This window comes from Pantoea sp. CFCC18179 (genome assembly GCF_059412405.1).
The window spans coordinates 117,415-134,499 of the sequence record NZ_JBNBPM010000005.1 but is presented as its reverse complement, the minus strand read 5'-3'; the positions used below and the strand labels follow the sequence as shown (position 1 = coordinate 134,499).

The 17,085-nt window shown below is 53.7% G+C and carries 14 protein-coding genes; 13 read left to right on the top strand and 1 reads right to left on the bottom strand.

Annotated features, from left to right (window positions below):
* The first annotated feature begins 22 nt into the window (after window positions 1–22).
* From ACPUC7_RS11920 to nei, 4 genes are read left to right on the top strand one after another with little or no spacing between them, the layout of a single operon-like run.
* Window positions 23–751: a DUF969 domain-containing protein gene (locus tag ACPUC7_RS11920; protein ID WP_494923083.1), complete on the top strand. Its 729-nt coding sequence runs from the start codon at window positions 23–25 to the stop codon at window positions 749–751.
* Window positions 751–1,767, top strand: coding sequence for a DUF979 domain-containing protein (locus ACPUC7_RS11915; protein ID WP_494923082.1), 1,017 nt, complete (start codon window positions 751–753; stop codon window positions 1,765–1,767). Before ACPUC7_RS11920 ends, ACPUC7_RS11915 begins: the two co-directional genes overlap by 1 nt.
* A 7-nt stretch (window positions 1,768–1,774) precedes the next feature.
* Window positions 1,775–2,422 carry a pyroglutamyl-peptidase I gene (gene pcp / locus ACPUC7_RS11910; protein ID WP_494923081.1) on the top strand — a complete coding sequence of 216 codons (648 nt, stop codon included), beginning with the start codon at window positions 1,775–1,777 and terminating at the stop codon, window positions 2,420–2,422.
* Between the two features lie 11 nt (window positions 2,423–2,433).
* On the top strand, window positions 2,434–3,222 hold the full coding sequence (nei, locus tag ACPUC7_RS11905) for an endonuclease VIII (RefSeq protein WP_494923080.1): 789 nt from the start codon (window positions 2,434–2,436) through the stop codon (window positions 3,220–3,222).
* 115 nt (window positions 3,223–3,337) lie between these two features.
* Here nei and ACPUC7_RS11900 read toward each other — a convergent pair whose 3' ends face one another.
* Window positions 3,338–4,621 carry a citrate synthase gene (locus tag ACPUC7_RS11900; RefSeq protein WP_343554034.1) on the bottom strand — a complete coding sequence of 428 codons (1,284 nt, stop codon included), beginning with the start codon at window positions 4,619–4,621 and terminating at the stop codon, window positions 3,338–3,340.
* A gap of 636 nt (window positions 4,622–5,257) precedes the next feature.
* Between ACPUC7_RS11900 and sdhC the strand changes: the two genes are divergently transcribed.
* From sdhC to cydA, 9 genes are all read left to right on the top strand, one after another.
* Window positions 5,258–5,647: a succinate dehydrogenase cytochrome b556 subunit gene (gene sdhC / locus ACPUC7_RS11895; protein ID WP_034829146.1), complete on the top strand. Its 390-nt coding sequence runs from the start codon at window positions 5,258–5,260 to the stop codon at window positions 5,645–5,647.
* A complete protein-coding gene (gene sdhD / locus ACPUC7_RS11890; protein ID WP_343554036.1) occupies window positions 5,641–5,988 on the top strand; it encodes a succinate dehydrogenase membrane anchor subunit in 348 nt (115 codons plus the stop codon). Before sdhC ends, sdhD begins: the two co-directional genes overlap by 7 nt.
* On the top strand, window positions 5,989–7,755 hold the full coding sequence (gene sdhA, locus ACPUC7_RS11885) for a succinate dehydrogenase flavoprotein subunit (protein ID WP_343554037.1): 1,767 nt from the start codon (window positions 5,989–5,991) through the stop codon (window positions 7,753–7,755).
* A gap of 14 nt (window positions 7,756–7,769) precedes the next feature.
* Window positions 7,770–8,486, top strand: coding sequence for a succinate dehydrogenase iron-sulfur subunit (locus tag ACPUC7_RS11880; protein WP_494923079.1), 717 nt, complete (start codon window positions 7,770–7,772; stop codon window positions 8,484–8,486).
* Between the two features lie 206 nt (window positions 8,487–8,692).
* A complete protein-coding gene (gene sucA / locus ACPUC7_RS11875; protein WP_343554039.1) occupies window positions 8,693–11,500 on the top strand; it encodes a 2-oxoglutarate dehydrogenase E1 component in 2,808 nt (935 codons plus the stop codon).
* A 15-nt stretch (window positions 11,501–11,515) separates the two neighbouring features.
* On the top strand, window positions 11,516–12,742 hold the full coding sequence (gene odhB / locus ACPUC7_RS11870) for a 2-oxoglutarate dehydrogenase complex dihydrolipoyllysine-residue succinyltransferase (RefSeq protein ID WP_494923078.1): 1,227 nt from the start codon (window positions 11,516–11,518) through the stop codon (window positions 12,740–12,742).
* A gap of 60 nt (window positions 12,743–12,802) precedes the next feature.
* Window positions 12,803–13,969 (top strand): ADP-forming succinate--CoA ligase subunit beta, encoded by a 1,167-nt coding sequence (sucC, locus tag ACPUC7_RS11865; protein WP_494923077.1) that lies wholly within the window; start codon window positions 12,803–12,805, stop codon window positions 13,967–13,969.
* Entirely contained in the window at window positions 13,969–14,844 is an 876-nt protein-coding gene (sucD, locus tag ACPUC7_RS11860) for a succinate--CoA ligase subunit alpha (protein ID WP_101763214.1), read from the top strand. Before sucC ends, sucD begins: the two co-directional genes overlap by 1 nt.
* Before the next feature lie 662 nt (window positions 14,845–15,506).
* Window positions 15,507–17,078: a cytochrome ubiquinol oxidase subunit I gene (gene cydA / locus ACPUC7_RS11855; RefSeq protein ID WP_494923076.1), complete on the top strand. Its 1,572-nt coding sequence runs from the start codon at window positions 15,507–15,509 to the stop codon at window positions 17,076–17,078.
* Window positions 17,079–17,085: the final 7 nt, after the last annotated feature.

The following is a 17,085-nucleotide window of genomic DNA, read 5'->3' as shown; positions in this document are numbered from 1 at the left end:
TTTCTATCTCACGAGGGTAAATATGGACAACGTGGTAAATCTCTGGCCGCTGCTGGGTATCGCCGCCATTATTCTGGGTTTTGTACTGCGCTTTAACCCGGTTCTGGTGGTGATTGTGGCGGGCTTCGTCACCGGATTGGCGGCACATCTGCCGCTGACCGACATTCTGGAAAAACTCGGCTCAGGCTTCCTTAACACCCGCAATCTGCCGCTGATTCTGTTGCTGCCGCTGGCGGTTATCGGCTTGCTGGAGCGCCACGGTTTGAAAGAACGCGCACAGAGCTGGATCGCCCAAATCAAAACCGCCACCGCTGGCCGTTTGCTGATCGTCTATCTGTTTGTGCGTGAAGCCACGGCGGCGCTGGGCTTAACCAGCCTCGGCGGACATCCGCAAATGGTGCGCCCATTGCTGGCCCCGATGGCGGAAGGTGCCACGGAAAACCGTTACGGCGAGGTGCCGCCGGAAGTGCGTCATCGTCTGCGCGCCATGTCGGCTGCGACAGACAATGTCGGTTTGTTCTTTGGTGAAGATATCTTTGTCGCGTTTGGCGCGATCATCTTTATGCACAACTTTATGCAGGAATCAGCGGGTATCAGTACCGAACCGCTGCATATCGCGCTGTGGGGCATTCCGACTGCGCTTTGTGCTTTCCTGATCCATTCGGCGCGATTGGTGCGTCTTGATCGTCAATTAGCGCGTGAATTGGGTGCCATCAATCAGCAGGCGTTGAACGCTAAGGGTGGCAAATAATGTTCCAGCAACAATATTTGATGTGGTTGGCAGGCGTGATCCTGCTGATTGTCGCGCTGCTTTCATGGCGTGACAGCACCAACCCGCGCCGTTTTACCACCGGTTTGTTCTGGGCGCTGTATGGTCTGATTTTCCTGATTGGCGATGGCGCCTATCAGCTGATGGGACAGTGGGCGGGCGATGCTGACGTTGGGCGTCGTTGGTTACATATCGGTGTCGGGATCGCCGTGGTGTTGATGGCGCTAATCGCCGGTTTCGGCGGCGTGCGTTTAGGCAGCTACCATCAACGCAGCGATGAGCAGAAGCAGGAAAGCGCCAAACGTCTGCATAACAAACTGTTCTTGCCAGCGCTGGCGATTCCGCTGGTGACGGTAATCGGCGTGCTGGCGTTTAATCACATCCCAGGTTTGCAGGAAAAGGTGTTTGGTCCGGGCAATCACTCCACCTTAGTGACGTTGTTCTCGATGATGGTGGGCTGCGTGCTGGGTTGGCTGATCGCGCTCAAGTTCACCCATGAAAAACCGCTGCAATCGATGCAGGAAACCCGTCGCTTGTTGGATGCGGTCGGCTGGGCATTTATTCTGCCGCAGATTCTTGCCACGCTTGGCCTGTTGTTCACCAGCGCTGGCGTTGGCACCGCGATTTCACATCTTACTGAACAGTATCTGGCGGTGGATAATCGGCTGGTGGCGGTAGCGGTGTATGCGATTGGTATGGCATTGCTGACCATGGTGATGGGTAATGCGTTTGCTGCGTTCCCGATTGTTACCGCCGGCATCGGCATCCCGATTCTGGTGCTGCAACACGGCGGCAATCCGGCGGTAATGGCGGCGATTGGTATGTTCTCGGGCTATTGCGGCACCCTAATGACGCCAATGGCCGCGAACTTTAACATCGTGCCCGCGCGTCTGTTGGAGTTGCCGGATCGTAATGCGGTGATCAAGGCTCAGGTGCCAACCGGTGTGCTACTGTTATTGGTCAATGTGGTGCTGCTCTACTTCCTGATGTTCTTGTGAGGTTGCAATGAAAACGGTGTTAATGACGGCGTTTGAGCCCTTTGGTGGCGAAAACATCAACCCTTCGTGGGAAGCGGTACGTTCATTTGATGGCAAAGAAATTGGCGGGGCGCGCATTGTGGTGCGCCAGTTGCCGGTGGTATTCGCCACCTGCGGCGAAGTATTAACGCGTGCATTGGAGGAGATCCAGCCCGATCGCGTGTTGTGCGTCGGACAAGCCGGTGGACGCGTGGATATTACCGTTGAGCGCATTGCTATCAATGTCGATGACGCGCGCATCCCAGACAACGATCAGCAGCAACCCATCGATCAGCCGATTGCGGCAGATGGCCCGGCGGCGTATTTCTCCAGCTTGCCGATCAAAGCTATCGTTGCCGCACTGCGCGAAGTGGGCGTACCGGCATCGGTGTCGCAAACCGCCGGGACCTTTACCTGCAATCACGTGATGTACAGCTTGCTGCATTGGATTCACACCACTAACAGTAAGGCGCGCGGTGGTTTCATCCATATCCCGTATATGCCGGAACAAGCGGCCAATCATCCGGGTGTGGCGAGTATGGCGACCGCCAGCGTGATGCTGGCGCTGGAAACCGCGTTGCATGTAATCCTCAGCACCGAAAATGATATTCGTGTGGTCGGTGGCGCTACGCATTAACAGGAGTGGTTATGCCTGAAGGACCGGAGATCCGCCGCGCGGCGGATCAACTGGCTGCGGCGATGGAGGGCAAACCGCTGACCGATGTGTGGTTTGCCTTTCCCGCGTTGAAAACCTACGAACCGGCATTGTTGGGCGCAACCATTAATGCCTTCGAAACCCGCGGCAAAGCGCTGCTCACACATTTCTCCAACGGTCTCACGCTTTACAGCCATAACCAGCTTTATGGCGTGTGGCGTGTGGTACCAACCGGCACGCAGCCGAATACCACGCGACAATTGCGTGTGCGGCTGGCGAATGCGGAACAAACCATCCTGCTTTACAGCGCCTCGGATATCGAATTGCTCAACGTCGATACGCTGGCGGCGCATCCGTTTCTACAACGCGTTGGCCCGGATGTGCTGGATAGCCGCTTAACGGTGGATGAGGTGCGCGAACGTTTGGTGTCTACGCGTTTTCGTCGCCGCCAGTTCAGCGGGTTGTTGCTCGATCAGGCATTTCTCGCCGGGTTGGGTAATTACCTGCGTGTGGAGATTTTGTGGCATGCCGGATTGCTGGCCTCGCATCGCGCGCAGGATCTCAGCGAGCAACAACTAACGGCGCTGAGTGAGGCGATGTTGGCGGTGCCGCGCTTGTCGTATCAGATGCGCGGTAGCATGAAGAAATATCATGAAGATGCGGCGTTTCGCTTCGAAGTGTTTCATCGGCAGGGTAAAAAATGTCGGCGCTGCGGCGAGGTGATTGAGAAGGGCGTGCTGTCATCGCGGCCATTTTATTGGTGTCCGGGATGTCAGGTTTAGTCTGAATCGACTGCGGATTGGATATTCGTAGGGTGCGCATTTATGCGCACCTGGTCACCATAAATGGCGACCCTACGGCAAAAAAATGGCGACCTATTGGTCGCCATTTTCATGTTTATTTTTTCAGTGCTGAAGTAAATTCGCGCTCAGTGTAACCGGTATAAAGCTGACGTGGACGCGCAATTTTCATGCCTTCGTCGTGCATCTCTTTCCAGTGTGCAATCCAGCCCACAGTACGCGCCATCGCAAAGATCACGGTAAACATGGAAGACGGAATGCCCATCGCTTTCAGGATGATACCTGAGTAGAAATCGACGTTTGGATAGAGTTTACGCTCAATGAAGTACGGGTCGTTCAGCGCGATGTGTTCCAGCTCCATCGCCACTTCCAGCAGATCATCTTTCATGCCCAACTCGTTCAGCACTTCGTGGCAAGTGTCGCGCATCACGGTGGCACGTGGATCGTAGTTTTTGTACACGCGGTGGCCGAAGCCCATCAGACGGAACGAATCGTTCTTGTCTTTGGCGCGCTTAACAAATTCAGGGATGTGCTCAACGGTGCTGATCTCTTCCAGCATACGCAACGTCGCTTCGTTGGCACCGCCATGCGCCGGTCCCCACAGAGAAGCGATACCGGCCGCGATACACGCAAACGGGTTGGCGCCAGAAGAACCAGCGGTACGCACGGTTGAAGTTGAGGCGTTTTGTTCGTGGTCAGCGTGCAGAATCAGAATACGGTCCATGGCGCGTTCCAGCACCGGATTGACTTTGTACTCTTCACACGGCGTAGCAAACATCATATGCAGGAAGTTACCGGCATAAGAGAGGTCGTTGCGTGGGTAAACAAACGGCTGGCCAATCGAGTATTTGTAGCACATCGCGGCCATGGTCGGCATTTTCGACAGCAGGCGGAAAGCGGCGATTTCACGGTGACGTTCAATGTTGACGTCTAAAGAGTCGTGATAAAACGCGGCCAGCGCGCCCGTCACACCACACATTACTGCCATCGGATGCGAGTCGCGACGGAAGCCATGGAACAGACGGGTGATTTGCTCGTGGATCATGGTGTGGCGGGTAACGATGGTGCGGAATTCTTCAAACTGGGCTTGGGTCGGGGCTTCGCCATTCAGCAAGATGTAACACACTTCAAGGTAGTTCGAGTGGGTTGCCAGCTGATCAATCGGGAAACCGCGGTGTAACAGAATACCTTCATCACCATCAATAAAAGTGATTTTGGATTCGCATGACGCAGTAGAGGTGAAGCCGGGATCGAAGGTGAACAGGCCTTGAGAGCCAAGGGCGCGGACATCAACAACATCTTGTCCCAGCGTACCTTGCATCACGTCCAGTTCAACAGACGTATCATCTTGTAGGGTTAGCGTCACTTTTTTATCTGTCATTATTTCGTCTCCATAGCGCCTTAAGGTAAGGATCTTAGACACCAGAATAGCCTTGTTGTTGCGTAAAACCACAATCTTCCCAGCATCACTCTACGGTAACGTTGGTCTTGCAAGGTTACAGAGTAAACGCGGAATTTGGGCCATTCGGTGGCGTCGGGGCATGACATGCTGCACATCGAGGATGTTAAAGTTCCTGTCACGACATAACTTCTTGGTAACCAATAACCTGATGCTTTTTACTGCTCGTATCGGCAATGTTACATAACTTGAGCTTAGGGGAAAGTGTATCCCCATAACTTTTGTGCATCATAGGGCTTTAATGCGATTGTTTGTAACTGAAATGTTGATCTTTTGTCAAATCAGATAATTAAAAATGTATAAATTGTGAAATTCGTGAGCAGGATCACTGTTCAGCCTAAATGTGACCAAAGAGATTGTAGGGGAATTGTAATCAGAATGTGATCCTCCTATACTGCGGCCAGGTCTCCGGAACACCCTGACACCAGGAGCCACCCAGCGTTTTACCCGCTTTATTTAACACTGGATGTTGCTATTTTGGTGGCGGTTGCAGTCTGAACACACGCTGTGTCTCTGATGCAACTCAGGACCGGAGGAAGCAAAATAAAAAAGAGCTGTGTGGGCAAAACCGTGAAAAAACAAAGACCTGTTAACTTGGATCTCTCGACGATCCGGTTTCCCGTTACTGCAATATCGTCCATTCTCCACCGCGTCTCCGGCGTGATCACCTTTGTCGCTCTCGGAATTCTGCTCTGGTTACTGGGTCTCTCCCTCTCTTCTCCTGAAGGCTTCCAACAAGCGGCATCCATCATGGATAGCTTCTTCGCCAAATTCATCATGTGGGGCATCTTAACTGCGCTGGCGTATCACGTCGTGGGCGGGATTCGTCATATGTTGGCTGATTTTGGCTTTATGGAAGAAACCCTCCAGGTGGGAACCCGTTCCGCGCAAGCGGCTTTTGGTATCACTGTCGTGCTCTCAATTTTGGCTGGAGTCCTCGTATGGTAAGCAATGCTTCTGCATTAGGACGCAACGGTATTCATGACTGGCTGTTGCTGCGTGCTGCTGCAATCTTAATGACGCTGTACATCATCTACATCCTCGGTTTTGTCGTAATGACCGGCACGTTGACGTATGAAAACTGGCACGGCTTTTTCTCCTCCTCTTTCACTAAAGTGTTCACCATGTTGACGCTGTTCTCGATTCTCATCCACGGTTGGATTGGAATGTGGCAGGTGTTAACCGATTACGTGAAACCAGTAGCAACCCGTTTGCTGCTGCAATTTGTGATTGTGGTTGCGCTGTTGTCGTACGCGATTTATGGATTCGTTGTGGTGTGGGGTGTGTAAATGAGTTTGCCAGTCAGAGAATTTGATGCCGTGGTGATCGGCGCGGGTGGTGCAGGTATGCGCGCCGCCTTGCAAATCTCCCAATCGGGCCAGACTTGTGCCCTGTTATCCAAAGTTTTCCCAACCCGTTCCCATACCGTATCGGCGCAGGGCGGTATTACCGTTGCGCTGGGTAATACCCATGAAGATAACTGGGAATGGCACATGTACGACACCGTCAAAGGTTCCGACTATATCGGTGACCAGGATGCGATCGAATATATGTGTCATGTCGGTCCAGAAGCGATTCTGGAACTGGAACACATGGGTTTGCCTTTCTCACGTCTTGATGACGGCCGCGTGTATCAGCGTCCGTTTGGCGGCCAGTCGAAGAACTTCGGCGGTGAGCAAGCAGCGCGTACCGCTGCGGCTGCCGACCGTACTGGTCACGCCTTGCTGCATACGCTGTATCAGCAAAATCTGAAGAACAAAACCACCATCTTCTCCGAATGGTATGCGCTGGATCTGGTGAAAAATGAAGACGGTGCGATTGTCGGTTGTACCGCCATCTGCATGGAAACCGGTGAAACCGTGTACTTCAAAGCCAAGGCGACCATTCTGGCCACCGGCGGCGCAGGCCGTATTTACCAATCCACCACCAACGCCCACATCAACACCGGTGACGGTGTCGGCATGGCGCTGCGCGCAGGCGTGCCGGTGCAGGATATGGAAATGTGGCAGTTCCACCCAACCGGTATTGCCGGTGCGGGCGTGCTGGTCACCGAAGGTTGCCGTGGTGAAGGTGGTTACCTGCTGAACAAGCACGGTGAACGCTTCATGGAACGTTATGCTCCGAACGCCAAAGATTTGGCCGGTCGTGACGTGGTAGCACGTTCGATGATGGTGGAAATCCGTGAAGGTCGCGGTTGCGATGGCCCTTGGGGTCCGCACATCAAACTGAAACTCGACCACCTGGGTGCGGAAGTGCTGGAATCCCGTTTACCGGGCATTCTGGAGCTGTCGCGTACCTTTGCTCACGTCGATCCGATTAAAGAACCGATCCCGGTAATCCCAACCTGTCACTACATGATGGGCGGCGTGCCGACCAAAGTGACTGGCCAGGCGCTGCGTGTGAACGAGCAAGGTCAGGACGAAGTGATTCCAGGCCTGTTCGCTGTGGGCGAAATCGCCTGCGTATCGGTGCACGGCGCTAACCGCCTTGGCGGTAACTCGCTGCTCGATCTGGTGGTGTTCGGCCGCGCAGCCGGTGTGCATCTGCTGGAGTGCATTGAAGAGCAGGGCGAACTGCGTGAAGCCACGCAGGAAAACATTGATGAAGCGATGGCGCGCTTCAATCGCTGGGAAAACAACACCACGGGTGAAGACCCGGTTGAAATCCGTAAAGCGTTGCAGCGCTGCATGCAGAACAACTTCTCGGTGTTCCGCGAAGGTGATGCGATGCGTGAAGGCTTAGCTGAGCTGAAAGAGATTCGTGAGCGTCTGAAATCTGCGCGCCTCGATGACCGTTCGCCAGACTTCAACACCCAGCGTATTGAGTGCCTTGAGCTGGATAACCTGATGGAAACCGCATACGCCACCGCGGTTGCCGCTAACTTCCGCACCGAAAGCCGTGGCGCACACAGCCGCTTCGACTATCCGGAGCGCGATGATGAAAACTGGCTGTGCCACAGTCTCTATGTTCCGCAGACGGAAAGCATGACGCGCCGTGAGGTGAACATGCAACCGAAACTGCGTGCGGCCTTCCCGCCGAAAGCGCGTACTTACTAATTGCGGAGATCATCATGAGACTCGAATTTTCAATCTATCGTTACAACCCGGAAGTCGATGACAAGCCGCGTATGCAGGAATACACGCTGGAATCGGAAGATGGTCGCGACATGATGCTGTTGGATGCGCTGATCCGTTTGAAAGAGAAAGACCCGACGCTGGCTTTCCGTCGCTCATGCCGTGAAGGCGTGTGCGGTTCAGATGGTCTGAACATGAACGGCAAAAATGGTCTGGCTTGCATCACGCCGGTTTCGGCGCTGGGCAACGGCACCAAGAAAATTGTTATCCGTCCACTGCCAGGTTTGCCGGTGATCCGCGACCTCGTGGTAGACATGGGACAATTCTATGCACAGTATGAGAAGATTAAGCCTTTCCTGTTGAATAATGGGGAAAATCCTCCGGCGCGTGAGCATTTGCAAAACCCGGATGAGCGTGCGCATCTTGACGGTTTGTACGAATGTATCCTTTGTGCTTGCTGCTCGACGTCGTGCCCATCGTTCTGGTGGAACCCGGACAAATTCATCGGTCCGGCTGGCTTGCTGGCAGCGTATCGTTTCCTGATTGATAGTCGCGATACCGAAACTGATGCGCGCCTGGATAACATGAATGACGCTTTCAGTGTTTTCCGCTGTCACAGCATCATGAACTGTGTGAGCGTGTGCCCGAAAGGACTAAACCCGACGCGCGCAATCGGCCATATTAAGTCGATGCTACTGCAACGCGGGGCGTAATACAGAAGTCACCTTCCGGGAACTTAGGTTCCCGGATGTTTACGGAAGCCTCTATAAGCGCGGTGCTGACCACGCTTATAAAGGTTCCCTTACGGGCCAGGCGCCGGTAGCGCACAGGTTCGTATCGCTGAACTCACTACGGCAAGCCGCGTAAGCGGTAACAAATGAAACCTCATAAAAAGCAGATTAATGCTTAAGGGATCACAATGCAGAACAGCGCGATGAAACCCTGGCTGGACTCCTCCTGGCTGGCCGGCGCGAACCAATCCTACATAGAGCAGCTCTATGAGGATTTCCTGACCGATCCTGACTCAGTTGATGAAATGTGGCGCGAGCTGTTCCAACAGCTGCCCGGCACTGGCGTGAAACCTGAGCAATTTCACTCAACTACGCGTGATTACTTCCGCCGCCTGGCGAAAGATGCCACCCGTTACACATCAACCGTCACCGATCCGGCCGCAAATTCCAAACAGGTTAAAGTGCTACAGCTGATTAATGCGTTCCGCTTCCGCGGCCATCAGCACGCTAACCTCGATCCGCTCGGCCTGTGGAAACAGGAAACCGTAGCCGATCTCGATCCGGCTTATCACGATCTGACCGACGCCGATTTTCAGGAAAGCTTTAACGTAGGTTCGTTTGCTATCGGCAAAGAGACTATGAAGCTGGCCGATCTGTTCGCGGCGCTGCAACAGACTTATTGTGGCTCGATTGGTGCAGAGTACATGCACATCAACAACACCGACGAAAAGCGCTGGATTCAACAGCGTCTGGAATCAGTGGTGGGTCACGCGTCATTCAGCAGCGACGAGAAAAAAGGTTTCCTGAAAGAGCTGACCGCGGCAGAAGGCCTGGAAAAATATCTCGGTGCTAAATTCCCGGGTGCAAAACGCTTCTCACTGGAAGGTGGCGATGCGCTGGTGCCGATGCTGCGCGAGATGATTCGTCACGCTGGCAAAAGCGGCACGCGCGAAGTGGTGCTGGGTATGGCGCACCGTGGTCGTCTAAACGTGCTGATCAACGTGCTGGGGAAAAAGCCGCAGGATCTGTTCGACGAATTCTCTGGCAAGCACAAAGAGCACCTCGGCACCGGCGACGTGAAGTACCACATGGGCTTCTCGTCTGACGTCGAAACCGAAGGCGGCTTGGTGCATCTGGCGCTGGCGTTCAACCCATCGCATCTGGAAATCGTTAGCCCAGTGGTAATGGGTTCCGTGCGCGCACGTCTCGATCGTCTGGCTGAACCAAGCAGCAATAAAGTGCTGCCAATCACCATTCACGGTGATGCGGCGGTGATTGGTCAGGGCGTGGTACAAGAAACCCTGAACATGTCAGCGGCGCGTGGTTACGAAGTGGGCGGTACCGTTCGCATCGTCATCAACAACCAGGTTGGTTTTACTACCTCCAACCCGAAAGATGCGCGTTCTACGCCGTACTGTACTGACATCGGCAAAATGGTGCTGGCACCGATTTTCCACGTCAACGCAGACGATCCAGAAGCGGTGGCTTTCGTCACTCGCCTGGCGCTCGATTATCGCAACACCTTTAAACGTGATGTGTTCATCGATCTGGTGTGCTATCGCCGTCATGGTCACAACGAAGCGGATGAGCCAAGTGCCACGCAGCCGTTGATGTACCAGAAAATCAAAAAGCATCCAACACCGCGTAAAATCTATGCCGATCAGCTGGAAAGCGAAGGCGTAGCGACCACTGAAGATGCCACCGAAATGGTTAACCTGTACCGCGATGCGCTGGATGAAGGCGAATGCGTGGTGCCAGAATGGCGTCCGATGAGCCTGCACTCCTTTACTTGGTCGCCGTACCTGAACCACGAATGGGACGAAAGCTACCCGGCAACTGTGGAGCTGAAACGCTTGCAGGAACTGGCGCGCCGCATTAGCAGCGTACCGGAGTCGGTTGAAGTGCAGTCGCGCGTAGCGAAGATTTACAACGACCGTAAAGAGATGGCCGAAGGCAATAAAGCCTTTGACTGGGGCGGCGCGGAGAACCTCGCGTATGCCACATTGGTTGATGAAGGCATTCCGGTGCGTCTGTCGGGTGAAGACAGCGGACGTGGCACCTTCTTCCACCGTCATGCAGTGATTCATAACCAGACTAACGGCTCAACTTACACGCCGCTGCACCATGTTCATAATGGACAAGGTCAGTTCAAAGTGTGGGATTCCGTGTTGTCTGAAGAAGCGGTACTGGCATTTGAATACGGTTATGCCACCGCAGAACCGCGCGTGCTGACCATTTGGGAAGCGCAGTTCGGCGACTTCGCTAACGGCGCGCAGGTAGTAATCGATCAGTTCATCAGCTCCGGCGAGCAGAAGTGGGGCCGTATGTGTGGTCTGGTGATGCTGCTGCCGCACGGCTATGAAGGCCAAGGTCCAGAGCACTCCTCAGCGCGTCTGGAGCGTTATCTGCAACTCTGTGCTGAACAGAATATGCAGGTGTGCGTGCCTTCAACACCAGCGCAGGTTTACCACATGCTGCGTCGTCAGGCGCTGCGCGGTATGCGCCGTCCGCTGATTGTGATGTCACCGAAATCGCTGCTGCGCCATCCGCTGGCCATTTCCAGCCTGGAAGAGCTGGCGACCGGCAGCTTCCAGCCAGCGATTGGTGAGATCGACGATCTGGATCCGAAACAAGTGAAACGCGTGGTGCTGTGCTCGGGCAAGGTTTATTACGATCTGCTGGATCAGCGTCGTAAGAACGAGCAAACCGACGTGGCCATCGTACGTATCGAACAGCTGTATCCGTTCCCGCACAAAGTGGTGCAGGACGTGCTGAAAAACTATTCTCATGTGCAGGATTTCGTCTGGTGTCAGGAAGAGCCGCTGAATCAGGGTGCATGGTATTGCAGTCAGCATCATTTCCGCGAAGTGGTTCCCTTCGGTGCGTCACTGCGTTACGCAGGTCGTCCGGCTTCTGCTTCACCAGCCGTGGGCTACATGTCCGTACATCAACAACAGCAGCAAGACCTGGTTAACGACGCGCTGAACCTTGGTTAATAAAAAGGAAAGAAAATGAGTAGCGTAGAAATTCTGGTTCCCGATTTGCCTGAATCCGTAGCGGACGCAACGGTTGCAACCTGGCACAAAAAACCCGGCGACGCAGTGAGCCGTGACGAAGTTCTGGTTGAGATTGAAACGGATAAAGTGGTGCTGGAAGTGCCTGCATCTGCGGACGGCATCCTGGAAGCCGTGCTGGAAGATGAAGGTGCCACGGTCACTTCTCGTCAGATTCTGGGCCGCTTGAAAGAGGGCAACAGCGGCGGGAAAGAGACCACTGCGAAAGCGGAAAGCAACGAGTCTACGCCTGCACAGCGTCAGACTGCCTCACTGGAAGAAGAGAGCAACGATGCGCTCAGCCCAGCGGTACGTCGTCTGATTGCTGAAAACAACCTCGATGCTGCGCAGATCAAAGGCACCGGCGTCGGTGGCCGTTTGACGCGTGAAGATGTAGAAAAACATCTGGCGAAGAAAGCTGACGGTGGCAAAGCCGCACCGGCTCCAGCGGCGGCTGCTGCTGCACCGCAAGCTGCTGTGGCTAACCGCAGCGAAAAACGCGTTCCTATGACGCGTCTGCGTAAGCGTGTTGCCGAGCGTCTGCTGGAAGCGAAAAACAGCACCGCGATGTTGACCACATTCAACGAAATCAACATGAAGCCAATCATGGACCTGCGTAAGCAGTACGGCGATGCGTTCGAGAAACGTCACGGCGTGCGTCTGGGCTTCATGTCCTTCTACATCAAAGCGGTGGTTGAAGCGCTGAAACGCTTCCCGGAAGTTAACGCGTCAATTGATGGCGAAGATGTGGTTTACCACAACTATTTCGATGTGAGCATTGCGGTTTCTACCCCGCGTGGTCTGGTTACGCCAGTGCTGAAAGATGTTGATGCGCTGAGCATGGCCGATATCGAGAAGAAAATTAAAGAGCTGGCAGTGAAAGGCCGCGACGGCAAACTGACCGTTGAAGAGCTGACTGGCGGTAACTTCACCATCACCAACGGCGGTGTGTTTGGTTCGCTGATGTCTACGCCAATCATCAACCCACCGCAGAGTGCGATCCTGGGTATGCACGCCATTAAAGAGCGCCCAATGGCGGTCAATGGTCAGGTGGTGATTCTGCCAATGATGTATCTGGCGCTCTCTTATGATCACCGTCTGATTGATGGTCGTGAATCCGTTGGCTATCTGGTCGCGGTGAAAGAGATGCTGGAAGATCCAGCTCGCCTGCTGTTGGATGTCTAATTTCGCCGGGCGCGCGGTGTGAAGGCGCGCCCAAACTCATATCTGAATGGATAGAACATCATGAATTTACATGAATACCAGGCGAAGCAGCTGTTTGCTCGCTATGGCATGCCAGCACCAACTGGTTACGCCTGCACAACACCACGCGAAGCAGAAGAAGCCGCATCAAAAATTGGCGCAGGTCCGTGGGTAGTGAAATGTCAGGTTCATGCTGGTGGCCGCGGTAAAGCGGGCGGCGTGAAAGTGGTTAACAGCAAAGAAGACATTCGTGCTTTTGCTGAACATTGGCTGGGCAAGCGTCTGGTGACCTATCAAACTGACGCACACGGCCAGCCGGTAAACCAGATTCTGGTTGAAGCTGCGACTGATATCGATCAGGAACTGTATCTGGGTGCGGTCGTTGACCGTGCTACTCGTCGCGTGATCTTCATGGCTTCAACTGAAGGCGGCGTTGAGATTGAGAAAGTGGCGGAAGAAACCCCGCACCTGATCCATAAAATGGCGCTGGATCCATTAGCCGGTCCACAGCCATATCAAGGCCGTGAGTTGGCGTTCAAGCTGGGCCTGAGCGGCAAGCAAGTTAGCCAGTTCACCAAAATCTTCATGGGTCTGGCGACCATGTTCCTTGAGCGCGATCTGGCGATGGTTGAGATCAACCCGCTGGTGATCACCAAGCAGGGCGATCTGATCTGCCTCGATGGCAAACTGGGCGCCGACGGCAACGCACTGTTCCGTCAGCCGGAACTGCGTGAAATGCGCGATCCAAGCCAGGAAGATCCACGTGAAGCGCATGCAACACAGTGGGAACTGAACTACGTTGCGCTGGATGGCAACATCGGTTGTATGGTGAACGGCGCCGGTCTGGCGATGGGCACCATGGATATCGTTAAACACCACGGCGGCGAGCCAGCTAACTTCCTCGATGTGGGCGGCGGCGCAACCAAAGAGCGCGTGACCGAAGCGTTCAAAATCATCCTGTCTGACGATGCGGTTAAAGCGGTATTCGTTAACATCTTCGGCGGCATCGTACGTTGCGACCTGATCGCAGACGGCATCATCGGTGCAGTAGCAGAAGTGGGTGTCAACGTGCCAGTGGTGGTACGTCTGGAAGGTAACAACGCCGAGCTGGGCGCGCAGAAATTGGCGGACAGCGGTCTGAACATCATTGCAGCAACCAGTCTGACAGACGCTGCACAGCGTGTTGTCGCTGCAGCGGAGGGTAAATAATGTCCATTTTGATCGACAAAAACACCAAAGTCATTTGCCAGGGTTTCACCGGTGGTCAAGGGACGTTTCACTCTGAGCAGGCTTTGGCCTACGGTACGCAGCTGGTTGGCGGCGTAACGCCAGGTAAAGGCGGCACTACCCATCTCGGTCTGCCGGTGTTCAACACCGTGCGTGAAGCAGTAGAAGCGACGGGCGCAACCGCCACCGTGATCTACGTTCCAGCGCCATTCTGTAAAGACGGCATCCTGGAAGCAATCGACGCAGGCATCAAACTGATCATCACCATCACCGAAGGCATCCCAACGCTGGATATGCTGACCGTGAAAGTGAAGCTGGATGAAGCTGGTGTGCGCATGATCGGCCCGAACTGCCCAGGCGTGATCACCCCAGGCGAATGTAAGATTGGTATCATGCCAGGCCACATTCACCAGCCAGGCCGCGTAGGTATCGTATCGCGTTCAGGTACGCTGACTTATGAAGCGGTTAAGCAGACCACTGACATCGGCTACGGCCAGTCAACCTGCGTAGGTATCGGCGGTGACCCGATCCCGGGTTCTAACTTCATCGATATCCTGAAACTGTTCCAGGAAGATCCACAGACTGAAGCGATCGTGATGATCGGTGAGATCGGTGGTAGCGCGGAAGAAGAAGCGGCAGCGTATATCAAAGCACACGTGACCAAGCCAGTTGTTGGCTACATCGCCGGTGTGACTGCACCGAAAGGCAAACGTATGGGCCACGCTGGCGCCATCATTGCCGGTGGTAAAGGTACCGCTGATGAGAAATTTGCTGCGCTGGAAGCGGCCGGTGTGAAAACCGTTCGCAGCCTGGCAGACATTGGCGACGCAGTTAAAGCGGTTCTGCCAATCAAATAAGGCTGTACGCTTATTTGCATCAAAGCCACCTTCGGGTGGCTTTTTTTATGACGCTAACCCCGCAAAAAGCAGGGAAAAAATTGCCACGAGTTGAAAATCCGCGGCTATGCTTATTTTGTTTGTTAGGTAAAGAAGAGAAAAGACGCTGGATTTATATCGGCAAAATAACAGCTAACCGGTGATGTTTAAGTTAAATAATTGCGATAAAGGTAATTGTTTTCTTAATTACACCAACCATTTATGACATCTAATTAACAACAGCTCTTACGATACATATCTGGAAATTTATAGTCTTAATCCAGATCAATAAATAGCGTGATATAGCAAACTTTACCGCTGGCAAAGCGCGCGCCAACCGGTATAAATTGCGCTGCATCAATTCAGTCTTCTTCATAATTTTTCAGGAGTTTGTGCCAGGCGTTGTTGCATCAATTCTGTCGCCTCCTCATCACTCTTCTGCATTAAATTGACTGGAATGATCATTTTTAAGGGAATTTTCAACACTGTTACTCGCTCACTTCGGGCAGCAGATTTCTCTGTTCTGTCAGTAACAAAACTGGAATCAATAATCAGTCGTTCCTGAATCTTATTCTGCGCGTCAATGTCTTTTGTTTGCCGTTGTCATCCGCAGAGCGAGTTCATGCGAGGAGCAAGGAGTCATCATGTTAGATATTGTCGAGCTGTCGCGTTTACAGTTTGCCCTAACGGCGATGTACCATTTCCTGTTCGTACCATTAACGCTGGGTATGGCGTTTTTGTTGGCGATCATGGAAACCGTATATGTCCTTTCGGGTAAACAAATCTATAAAGATATGACCAAGTTCTGGGGCAAGTTGTTTGGTATCAACTTTGCGCTGGGCGTGGCCACCGGTCTGACCATGGAATTCCAGTTTGGTACTAACTGGTCATATTACTCACACTACGTCGGCGATATCTTTGGTGCGCCGTTAGCCATTGAAGGCTTGATGGCGTTCTTCCTCGAATCCACCTTTGTTGGTTTGTTCTTCTTTGGCTGGGATCGTCTGGGCAAAGTACAGCACCTTGCAGTGACCTGGTTGGTTGCGCTCGGCTCGAACATGTCTGCGTTGTGGATTCTGGTGGCGAACGGCTGGATGCAAAACCCGATTGCCTCGGAATTCAATTTCGAAACCATGCGTATGGAGATGGTGAGCTTCTCTGAGCTGATCCTCAACCCGGTTGCGCAGGTGAAATTCGTGCACACCGTGGCGGCCGGTTACACCACTGGCGCGATGTTCATTCTCGGCATCAGCGCATGGTACATGCTGAAAGGCCGCGATTTCGCGTTCGCCAAGCGCTCGTTTGCAATTGCAGCCAGTTTCGGTATGGCGGCGATTCTGTCGGTTATCGTGCTGGGTGATGAATCCGGTTATGAAATCGGTGACGTGCAGAAAACCAAACTGGCCGCGATTGAAGCAGAGTGGGAAACCCAACCTGCGCCCGCCGCATTTACGCTGTTTGGTATCCCGGATCAGGAAACGCAGCAGAACAAATATGCGATTCAGATTCCGTATCTGCTCGGTTTGATTGCCACACGTTCGGTTGATACGCCGGTCACGGGCCTGAAAGACCTGCTGGCGCAACATGAAGTGCGCATCCGCAACGGTATGAAAGCCTATGCGTTGCTCAACGAATTGCGCGCAGGCAGCAAAGATCCTGCAATAAAAAGCCAGTTTGAAGAGAGCAAACGCGATCTGGGCTACGGCTTATTACTGAAACGCTATACGCCAGATGTGGCGAATGCCACTGAAGCCGATATTCAGAAAGCCACGCAAGATTCAATTCCACGCGTTGCTCCGCTCTATTTCGCCTTCCGCATCATGGTGCTGGGTGGCGTGTTGATGCTGGGTATCATTGCGCTTTCCTTCTGGAGCGTGATTCGTAACCGCATCGGTAAATCTCGCTGGTTACTCAAAGCCGCGCTATATGGCATTCCGTTGCCGTGGATCGCCATCGAAGCAGGTTGGTTTGTTGCCGAATACGGTCGCCAACCGTGGGCGATTGGTGAGGTGCTGCCGACTGCGGTAGCGAACTCATCACTGACCGTGGGCGATCTATTGTTCTCGATGATTCTGATTTGCGGTCTCTACACCTTGTTCCTGGTGGCGGAAATGTACCTGATGTTCAAGTTCGCACGCCTTGGTCCAAGCAGCCTGAAAACCGGCCGCTATCATCATGAAACGCTGAAAGCTTCATCTCAGCCGGCGCGTGGATAAGGAGAGC